Genomic DNA, 10,105 nt, shown 5'->3' on the forward strand with positions numbered 1-10,105 from the left:
ATGAAAACAGAACTAATAGTTAAAGATAATGCCTTAATTAATGCCAGTTATAACCTTGATCTAGTGGAGCAACGGTTAATTCTTCTAGCGATTCTTGAAGCAAGGGAGTCGGGTAAAGGAATAAATGCTAATGATCCTCTAACAGTTCATGCTGAAAGTTATATCAATCAATTTGGTGTTCATCGAAATACGGCTTATCAAGCATTAAAAGATGCTTGTGATGATCTATTCGCAAGACAATTTAGTTATCAAAGCCTTAGTGAAAAAGGAAATGTTATTAATCACAAATCAAGATGGGTGAGTGAGGTTGCTTATATTGATAATGAGGCTGTTGTTAGACTTATCTTTGCTCCCGCTATTGTGCCTTTAATTACTAGACTAGAAGAACAATTTACAAAGTATGAAATACAACAAATAAGCAATTTAACAAGTGCTTATGCCGTTCGTTTATATGAAATATTAATTGCATGGCGTAGTACCGGAAAAACGCCTCTCATAACCCTGTACGACTTCAGACAAAAAATAGGGGTACTCGATACTGAATACAAACGAATGTATGATTTTAAAAAATATGTCTTAGACATTGCATTAAAACAAGTCAATGAACATACCGATATTACTGTCAAAGTTGAACAGCATAAGACGGGCAGATCAATTACAGGCTTTTCATTTAGCTTTAATCAAAAAAAGTCGGCTACTCAATCTGTCGGATCTAAAAGAGATTCAAATACATTAGACCTCTTTTCAACAATGACAGATAAACAACGTCACCTATTCGCCAATAAGCTCTCCGAACTTCCTGAGATGAGTAAATATTCACAAGGTACAGAAAGCTATGAACAATTCGCTGTACGTATAGCTGATATGTTGCAAGATCCTGAGAGAGTAAAAGAATTCACTCCATTACTTAGAAAAGTTGGCTTTCAATGAATAGTGTCAATTGACAATGTAAAGTTGACAGTGAAGTATTAACACAAATTGACAACTCATTTACACCATGAAAAAACTATCCGTTTCAGAGTTAGCAAAACTATATGGGTTTTCCAGACAAGCAATATATGCTCATATAAATAAAGGAAATTTATCAAAAGGAGCAGATGGCTTAATTGATTTCTCAGAAGCTTTAAGAGTATTTGGCGAACCACAAAAGAAAGGGAGTGGTGTCAATCAAAGTCAATCAATTGACAGCCAAAAGTTAACAGAAATTGACTTACTCAAACGTCAAGTTGAATTGCTTGAGAAGCAATTAAATCAAGCGCAACTTAGAGAAAGCCAGTCTTTAGAACGAGAATCTTTCTATCAAGAGCAAATTGAGGCAATGCAACGTCTATTAGAAGCTCCAAAGACTAATATGACTACGTTTACCGATCAGAAACCTAGCCAAGATATAGCAACGGATCCTCGGTCAGAACCTGAGCTGAAACATGACGGATTGACTACTCCAGAGCAGAGGGAAAATAAGCGGATTCCAGTACCGGAGTACATTGAACAGGAACCGGAAAAAAGAGGCTTTTGGAGCCGTTTTTTTAGACCCTATGATTAACCACGATTGTTTAACTGATATGAACAAAGTCGTGAAACATTGATTAAATAATAGGCGTGGAACGTGAAAAGTCATAAAAAAAGCCCAATCGGGTGTGATTGGGCTATAAACTAGAAACTACAGCATTGATTTCTAAGGAAAATTATAACACATTTCGTATAAGGTGTATTATGTTAATAATATAAATTTTTAAAAGCATATTGATTTAATAATAGAAAAATTATCAGAGTAGGGCATGTGTAAAGTAAACGTTCAATTATTAACCAATAATGATTAAAGATTTATATCTTGTATGTGTTAATTTTATTAACATATATATACGAAATTAATAATGCCTTAAGTGAAATAGTATGCTAGGTAAAAATCATCATTTTTTAAAAAAATTTTCGATCAGTGATGCTGCTATAGCGTATAAAAAACCTCGCTCGACTATACTTAAATATATAAAAAGCGGAGATTTCGAACTTGACTACAATAAATTGATTGAATACAGTCAGTTAGTTAGAAAATTTGGTGAACTTACTTACCCTATACAGGACGAAAGAGAGCAACAAATCAAAAAACTAAAAGATGAAGTTATGCATTTAAAAAAACAACTTAACTTTTTTAAATATACTTCAATCTCAAACAAAAATAGACTATTAATTTCTCATAAACATTCCATTTAACATAATGGGCGTTATACGAAACGCATATAAAAATAGTTTTATATTTCAAAAAGTTATGCTATAAAAAATCGGGGACGCAAACCCGAAAAGCCGACTTGGAAACAAGTCGGCTTTTTTATGAGCAAATCTGTAACTTTTAGCCAATAAAATTGATCAAAAAACATTCGCTTTTGTATTTTTTCCTGATTTATCAATGTTCACAATTCAGAAATAATCCCCAATTTCTGAGGACAACTCTTGGGATAAAATAAGCCAACTTTGTAAGCTAAAACTTACATAGATTTAAGGTTTTTGCGGATTGGTAATCCAAGGCATTAGCCCTATGATGAATACATAAGGGAACTGGATGTTTCCAGAAAACAAGAATAAGAAAATAGCGCAAGGAATGGGCAGCACAAGATCAGTAAGACGAGCACCCCGATATGAAAAAGCCCGACAGGATGTCGGGCTTTTTTATTATCTAAACTTTTTAAATTAGGGTTGGATGGGCATCCAGAATGCGAATTAGAGTCGCTGCAGGACCAGTCGGATAGCGACGGCCTTGTTCCCAGTTTTGTAGGGTTCTCGCGCTAATATGCAAACGTGCAGCAAATTCAGCTTGGGTTAAGCCTGTTTTCTCACGTACTTCTTTAATATCTGGTAATTCAAGCTCAGTCACTCGGCTTGCTTTCATTTCATTGCGTTTGATGGCACCAGCTTCTTTAATCGAAGCAACCAAGTCATCAAATAAGTTGTTATCCATGAAATTGCTCCTTCACTAATTGACGCAATATCGATGTTTCTTTATCAGTCAGGTTATCTTTTACTGACTTTGGATAAGCCACCAGAAAAAAGATCTGATCATCTTCTGTGACCCAATAATAGATCACCCGGATACCACCACTTTTACCCTTATTGCCTTGAGCACAACGCACTTTACGAATGCCACCGCCATTCTTGATTAAGTCACCTTTATCAGGTTGTACCAAGAGATCCTGCTGGAGCTGACGATACTCTTCATCATTCACAAGCTCTTTAATTTGCTTGGTAAAAATACTGGTTTCAATAAATAACATAGGTTGAAGTACGTCAATGGCGTATAAGAATTTTAGCAGTTTTAAAAGAAAAAAACGAGAGCTGTAGGTTCTCGTTTCATATAATTCGTATAAGGTTAATTTTAAGGAAATTAACCTTAGGAAAGCGTATAAAATTCAGTATTTAACAATAAAAAGAGTATATATATTATCTTTTTATATTCATGCTGCTTTAACATCTAAAGGAATGCTAGGTTCAAAACATTTAATAATTTGTCGAACCATAGCTGAATATTCTCGGCTATCAGAAGCTTCTATTTCTATTAAATCCTTATAAATCGCTTTTCTTGCAACTAATGGCAATCCATAATTGTTCAAATCCCTGATTATTAAACTAATTTTATCAAGACGTTCTTGTCTTTTTTCAATTAAATAAGTTCTGTTTAGATCCAATAAAATTCTTGTTGACTCACCTTTATTATCAGCAGCTTTGATTAAAGGACCTAAAAAAATCATACTAATCTCAGGACTATCAGTATACGGATTTAAAATATTATTTAGATTAGGATCCTTATCTAATTTATTTTGGTTACATGTTATGCAAGATAAAGTTAGATTATTCCATTCATAGCGTTTTGATTGATCTAAAGATTTTGGAAAAATATGCTCAATATCTCCATGCTGAATATGTAATAACTTACTTTCGCAATACGCACACTTACCATTCGTTTCTTCAATTAACTTTTTCTTGATTTCAGGATGGCTATACCTTGATAAAAGGTATTCTGTTGGTACTTTTTTTTCATTAATAATTTTTAAAAGCCTAAATTTCCATTTATTAGCATGCTTCAATAAAACAGCAGGTTCATCAAGTTTTCTTATGTTAATCATTGATTATTACCTGCAACAATATTATTCAGTGCTTCAGGATAAAATTCTTCTAAACCAGCTTGATTTAATTCAAATCGTAATCTAGCTAGTCCTTCAACTGTAATATCTGCCACAGTAAATTCTGAACAAATTCTCTGTAAATCTTCATCGGCCCATTTAGGAAGTGTTACTGGAACTCCCAAGACATTACGTAAAATTTCATTAGCTGTTGCTGCTTTTGTATTTAAATCTAACTTATGAGATACGACTTTTTTTATAACTTTGCCTTCATCATCATGAAAATTTTCATATTTTAATGCGTAAACATTAGATTCACGAATAGATGAAACTATAAATGGACTATGTGTTACTACAATAAATTGAGCATTAGGGAATGCTTTAACAAAGTCATTGAGCAGAGAACGCTGCATAGATGGATGCAAATGGTTTTCAGGTTCATCAATTGTGATAACAAATTCTTCTTTATCATGTGAATAAAGAAATATTTGCCATGCTAAATCAATGATAGACATAATGCCTCCAGAAGAAGCATCTAATAGAAAGTCACCAGAATCTGTTTCTAAGACAATATCAGGCATTCTAATACTTAAATCTTTGAATCCTAACTCATTAGGCAAAATCTGCTTTAATATTTCCTTAAAATCATAAAATTGTTTTTCAATTTTTTCATTTTTTTGTACGAATTGATTTCCTGGACCAAATGCTGCCATGGAAACTATAGCTTCTTTCATTCTATAAGTAGGAGAATGTTGCGTGTAATTACTAGTAAATAAATTTAGAGTTTCTTGCAGATAACTACTAAAAGCTTGTGACGCATCCATAGGATTAGTAGGAATGTTTTGCAATCTTTCATATCTAGGTACAGGTCGATGAGAGTTAATGTGTACTCCATCAATCTGCAATTGATTTCCTATATGTAGTTCAAACTGAACGTTTTCTTGTACCTGCTGATTAACAAAAATATCTGCTACAGCATTGTTTGAATAAAGGATTTTACCTAGTGATTCACCAGAATAATGATAGTAGCTTTCATTTGATTTCTGTAATGGTTTAAAAAGAGATTTATATTGGAAAACACCTCGTTCTTTAGATAAAAATGGCGTTCCTAAAAATGGATGATGCCATCCAAAATGTTTAGATAATAATTTTAATATTGTAGATTTACCTGCACCATTTGCACCGGTAATGATTGTCACGTTAGGATGAAAGTCAATGTCTATCTTAGAAAATTGTCGCCATTCTGTAAGAATAATTTTTTCAAATCTCATTTTGAAGCTCTTTATAAAAGATATTTTAATAACTATATGAATCTATTTATTTTACATTAAATTAATATTGTATTTTTGGTCTTTTATAGATCATAACTATTTAACATAAAATCTCATCTACGAAATGCAGCAGCACGCGCTAGGACCCAATTAAAACTTTAATTGGGTTCACATCAAATACTCTATTGATCACGATAAGCTCGAACTTTCTCAAAAATTGGATAAAAGTCCAGACCATCATCCTTCATATCTGAAATTACGATCGCAATCACTGCAATGGTAGTGGGCACTTTACCGTTCTTTTTATAGTTGGTAATTGAATTCGCATTCATATCTAAAAGCGCTGCAAATTCTTTAATAGACAGGCCAGACTTACCTATAAGTCTTTGAAATTCTTCGTAAGGCATAGTTTAAAAAGCAGAATTGTTCTGATGGGAAAGTATAGCACAGATCATTTATTTACATTCAAACACATAAATAATGTATTAATCACAATATTTATGTGTTTAACTATTCTTATCAAGCACTTTTACTCTTTTGATAGGACTTGTTTTTATGAACCATTTCGTACAGCCCAAGCTTCTTATTTCTTCTCAAGCAAAAAAGATTGGATTGACATTAATTAATGATCTTGAACTTTGCATAACGGCACGATTGGCTTTTTATCTGGATGTAAATCATTGTTATGACGGCCATGAAGCAACATTCATTTGGACCGAATGTTTTTTACAAGATCACCCTCAAGCTGAATTTTCTGACGTTAGAAAAGCCTTCCTACAACTTATCCCAGAATGTTAAAAAAACGATAATGAAATCTGTATTTGACTCATAAAATACAGATTTCAAATTCGCCTGTTTTATCACTAGTCTCCCCCCATTTTTAATTAAATAAAGCATCCCTTTCGAGAACAAAAATAATCATTTTATTCCTCAAATTTTCCAAAAAATAACACCCTCTTTAAAAATTCATCCGTTTTGCGCTTTAAACAGACTTTATTTTTTCAACACTGATATAAGAAGTTCGGACATAAAGCACATAAGCAAGCCTACCTGTATATACAAAATTCTTCGAATTTCGATACACAGGGACTTGTTAGGGGTTTCACCCCTAAGACCCCAAAAGCAAAAGCGCGATGAGATTGATCAATGCGAAGTAGAACAAAAATTTTTAGACTTACCGAGCTACAGTTAAAGCAACTGGAGCAGTACATCCAAAGAGAAAATACCAATTTCACAGACTTCATACATTCGTTGATCGCACGCGAAGTCATGCATGATGCTGTCACCGTTCAACAGACCCATGACGAAATAAAACCCGCAAGAACAAAAATTAAAACAGTCGTTGAAGTCGTCAAACGCTACCAAAAAACTGACCCTGATTTATTGCTCGAGCTTGCCAAAATCGGCAACAACATTAATCAGATTGCACGTGCATTAAACATCATCAAAAACGCAAATCCGCAGGAACAGCGCAAACTCGATATTTTAAAAATTTTTTTAGTTTTAAAAGCCATCCAAACTGAACTAGAACAAGTTTTCCCAGCTCTGCCAAAAATCAGCCGACAAAGCCCGGAAAGACTTAAAAAACAGCTGTCTTCACTTCAACTTGCGGAGCAAGACGAAAGTGCATATTAAATTCCTCGAGCATGGCAAAGGCAGTCCAGCAAAAGCATCTGCATACCTTTTAGATCAATATGACCACAACGGTGATTTGCGCGCAGGGGTGCAAGTTCTAAAAGGGGATGCAACCACGTTTAACGCCATTTGTGACTCCAGTCCGCATCTTTGGAAGTACACCAGTGGCGTCATCGCTTGGTCAAAAGAAGACGACCCAACGGACGAGCAAATTAAAGAAGTCCTTAACGACTTTGAACAACATGCTTTCGCAGGATTGGAACAATCGCAGTATCACCTTTTTGCGGTGCTACATACAGATCAAGACGGCTCCAAGCACATCCACGTTTTAACCCCTCGACTCGACATACAAAGCGGAAAATCACTGAATATAGCCCCGCCAGGACATGAGAAACATTTTGATGCGCTCAGAGATCACTTTAACTTAAAAAACAATTGGTCACGTCCGGATGATTTGCTTTTAATGAAGTCCAGACAAGAGCCGAATTATGTTGCAAAACTCCATGCTCAAGCAAAAAAGATTATGGATGCTGAATCTCTTCAAGATCTTACAAAAAAACAGTTTTGCAAATTTATAGACGACTCTATCTCACGCCTTGCGGCTCACCCACTCAGCGGCATTAAGACGCGTGCTGACATCGTTCAAGAAATTAAAAAACATAAAGACGTAAAGTCCGTCAAACAAGGCCGAGATTATCTCACCGTAGAGCTGACAGGCGGCAAAAAACACAGACTCAAAGGATTTTTATATCATGACAATTTCAGCAGAGAACTTTTATCAGAGCATATCAAAGCAGAACGAGAGCGTAGAAACTCTCCAAGTGAACTTGCAGCAGCTATCAATCAAACTGGAAAGCTTCGTGAAGAATATCGCACAAAGCGAGAAACCTATCACAGAAGGCACCATTCTTTTACACCAAGTACAGCAAACGACAATAGCCCTAGAATCGCATCTACGCTCGATTTTGATAGCGATAAAGAATCTATCACCCCAATCCATCAAAATGCTCACAACGAGCTATATGGAGCAAATACAAGCATTACAAGTACAGCTATCGAATATCGATATATCGAGCATCGAAACCGTCACAACCAACATCAATTCGTTTTCAACATCAATCGAGGCGTTACAGGAGCACATCAACAGCCAGTTGAAAAGCATCAAGATCGATCAAGAGAGCCTGCAGCAGAGTATCCAAAGCCAAGTCCAACAAGCACTAGCAAACCAAAGCGAACAGATCCAGAGCGACATCCAGACCTTCATCACGGAAAAATTGAGTACTCAGAGAGCAACCTACCTCCTATACGGAATTATAGTTTTTGGAGTGCTGATTCTTTTAATGAGTTTCTTACTCAGCTATCAAGCAAGTTCAAACTTAAAAACGATCACAGCACAACGCGAAGTGATTCAACAGAACTCACAAATAATTTCAAATCAAAACAGCAACATGTATTAATTACGGAAGAAAACTATGCAGACCGAAATCGACCATTTTTTGAAAGAGCAAAACGACTTATTGAGTCAACAAATCAACTTGTTAACAGAGCAAAACAACGCATTGAATCAACAAGTGAGTTCATTAAAAAACATCTTGAGCAAATACAGCGAAGTCGAGCAGAGCTTACAAAACAAAATCACCCATTTGAAAACCGAGAACGAAACCCTACAAGCCTTGATCCTGGCCATGAAATCAGAACTTTCAAAGCTCGAGCAGGGCAACTTTTCCGAGCAATTACAGCAAGCATTTCAAAACAATGTGCTGATGCAATTGCAGACGCAATTAACACAAACTTTGAAGCAACTGAATTTAAACAACATTATCAGCGCTTTAGTGAAGGCCGAATTGAAACCGATTCAATCGAATATCAACACACAGCAGGCCGATCTCGAGAACGCACTCTTGAAAATCTCGCAAGTGAAGGTACCCGACAACTTTTACAAAGATCTAGAGATGCAGAGCAAGCAAATCGACATGCTCTTGGAGAAAGTGGAAAAATTAGTCGAATTAATCAACAACTTGGGGGACTAGAAACTACAGTAGCGGACATTCGACTAATGCCTAAGCCGGCTACAGATTTTCACCTCAGTTCATTGCGCAATGACAACTATTACCCCGACTATGTTCTTTATCACAAAGAACTATGTGATGAACAGCAACAAGCCTTCAATAACCAGGACACATTACTATTGATTGATTACACACAGAAAAAAGCGGAAAACTTAGAAACCTACATGAGCCGAGCAAGTCGAAACTTGAATAAATCTGACTATGAAAAAATTGAACAGATCATCAAAAATGATCAACGCATGCTGAAATATCTGCAATGCGAGAAGATTTTAGAACGGCAAGATGCCCACTTTGAACAGCATAGAGCTGCATACCAAACATGTTTAAAGCGTTTTGAGAATATCAAAAGTGATATTTACCAAATTAAAAACTCATCCCCTCAACATAATGTTTCTCAAAGCGATGAACACGAATATAAAACAAAGCCCAAAAATGATTTAGATTTTAATTTTTAGTTAATCTAAACAATGATTTACCGAGCGAGTGTCTACGAGCGACAGAGCGATATAAAAATTTCGCGCTGCTCTTTTCCTGATTACAAGCTTCCTTTTGCAGCTAAAGGAGATTAACCGAGCAAAGCGACGACTCTATATTTGAGTCTAGATCGAGCGTAGCGAGTAAAAAAGCTTTATGAGCGAAGCGAATTCCGAGTTGCTTTTGATCTTGCTTTTGACTTTTTTTAAATACACGTAAACATAAACCAAAAAATTGCCCCGACGAATCGAGCGAAAGCGAGATTCAATAGAGTTTGAGCGAACGAAGTAAAGCGAAAACCAAGGGCAATTTTTCCTTTCTTGTGCTTTTAATTATTTTAAAGTTTTTAAATGCTTTTAGATGGTCTAAAAACCTTTATTTATAATATTCTTAGAGATTATAAAACGAGGTTTACCTTGCATTAAAACGAGGTTTACCTTGCATTAAAACGAGGTTTACCTTGCATTAAAACGAGGTTTACCTTGCATTAAGCGAGTTAATAATATAACCTCGTCTTATTAAATTAAAAACATAATCTTTTCAT

General features: G+C 35.2%; 11 protein-coding genes. 6 read left to right on the forward strand and 5 right to left on the reverse strand.

The window, feature by feature from the left end; translation table 11 throughout:
• The 3 genes from repM to ACFN7Z_RS19640 all read left to right on the forward strand — a co-directional run bounded on the left by repM (window position 1) and on the right by ACFN7Z_RS19640 (window position 2,211).
• Window positions 1–930 carry a replication initiation protein RepM gene (gene repM, locus ACFN7Z_RS19630; protein ID WP_038343842.1) on the forward strand — a complete coding sequence of 310 codons (930 nt, stop codon included), beginning with the start codon at window positions 1–3 and terminating at the stop codon, window positions 928–930.
• 67 nt (window positions 931–997) lie between these two features.
• A complete protein-coding gene (locus ACFN7Z_RS19635; protein ID WP_109292008.1) occupies window positions 998–1,543 on the forward strand; it encodes a plasmid replication DNA-binding protein in 546 nt (181 codons plus the stop codon).
• A 350-nt stretch (window positions 1,544–1,893) separates the two neighbouring features.
• Window positions 1,894–2,211 (forward strand): hypothetical protein, encoded by a 318-nt coding sequence (locus ACFN7Z_RS19640; RefSeq protein WP_000900860.1) that lies wholly within the window; start codon window positions 1,894–1,896, stop codon window positions 2,209–2,211.
• A 469-nt stretch (window positions 2,212–2,680) separates the two neighbouring features.
• Here ACFN7Z_RS19640 and nadS read toward each other — a convergent pair whose 3' ends face one another.
• The 5 genes from nadS to ACFN7Z_RS19665 form a co-directional block, all read right to left on the reverse strand.
• The gene (nadS, locus tag ACFN7Z_RS19645) at window positions 2,681–2,953 is read right to left on the reverse strand and encodes a NadS family protein (RefSeq protein WP_004896911.1); all 273 of its coding nucleotides are present in this window, start codon (window positions 2,951–2,953) and stop codon (window positions 2,681–2,683) included.
• Window positions 2,946–3,266, reverse strand: a complete 321-nt coding sequence (locus tag ACFN7Z_RS19650; protein WP_005404023.1) for a type II toxin-antitoxin system RelE/ParE family toxin — start codon at window positions 3,264–3,266, stop codon at window positions 2,946–2,948. Before ACFN7Z_RS19650 ends, nadS begins: the two co-directional genes overlap by 8 nt.
• 180 nt (window positions 3,267–3,446) lie before the next feature.
• The gene (locus tag ACFN7Z_RS19655; protein ID WP_395442716.1) at window positions 3,447–4,115 is read right to left on the reverse strand and encodes an HNH endonuclease; all 669 of its coding nucleotides are present in this window, start codon (window positions 4,113–4,115) and stop codon (window positions 3,447–3,449) included.
• The gene (locus tag ACFN7Z_RS19660) at window positions 4,112–5,383 is read right to left on the reverse strand and encodes an AAA family ATPase (RefSeq protein WP_395442717.1); all 1,272 of its coding nucleotides are present in this window, start codon (window positions 5,381–5,383) and stop codon (window positions 4,112–4,114) included. Before ACFN7Z_RS19660 ends, ACFN7Z_RS19655 begins: the two co-directional genes overlap by 4 nt.
• A 182-nt stretch (window positions 5,384–5,565) precedes the next feature.
• Window positions 5,566–5,790, reverse strand: coding sequence for a hypothetical protein (locus tag ACFN7Z_RS19665; protein ID WP_058870605.1), 225 nt, complete (start codon window positions 5,788–5,790; stop codon window positions 5,566–5,568).
• Window positions 5,791–5,938: 148 nt separating this feature from the next.
• Between ACFN7Z_RS19665 and ACFN7Z_RS19670 the strand changes: the two genes are divergently transcribed.
• The 3 genes from ACFN7Z_RS19670 to ACFN7Z_RS19680 all read left to right on the forward strand — a co-directional run bounded on the left by ACFN7Z_RS19670 (window position 5,939) and on the right by ACFN7Z_RS19680 (window position 9,542).
• Complete coding sequence (locus tag ACFN7Z_RS19670; protein WP_058870604.1) at window positions 5,939–6,181, forward strand: hypothetical protein; 243 nt, start codon at window positions 5,939–5,941, stop codon at window positions 6,179–6,181.
• Window positions 6,182–6,529: 348 nt separating this feature from the next.
• Window positions 6,530–7,018 (forward strand): plasmid mobilization relaxosome protein MobC, encoded by a 489-nt coding sequence (mobC, locus tag ACFN7Z_RS19675; RefSeq protein ID WP_395442714.1) that lies wholly within the window; start codon window positions 6,530–6,532, stop codon window positions 7,016–7,018.
• Window positions 7,008–9,542, forward strand: coding sequence for a mobilization protein (locus ACFN7Z_RS19680; protein WP_395442715.1), 2,535 nt, complete (start codon window positions 7,008–7,010; stop codon window positions 9,540–9,542). Before mobC ends, ACFN7Z_RS19680 begins: the two co-directional genes overlap by 11 nt.
• The last annotated feature ends 563 nt before the right edge of the window (window positions 9,543–10,105 follow it).

Source organism: Acinetobacter sp. P1332, from assembly GCF_044057475.1.
Classification (GTDB): Bacteria; Pseudomonadota; Gammaproteobacteria; order Pseudomonadales; family Moraxellaceae; genus Acinetobacter; species Acinetobacter johnsonii.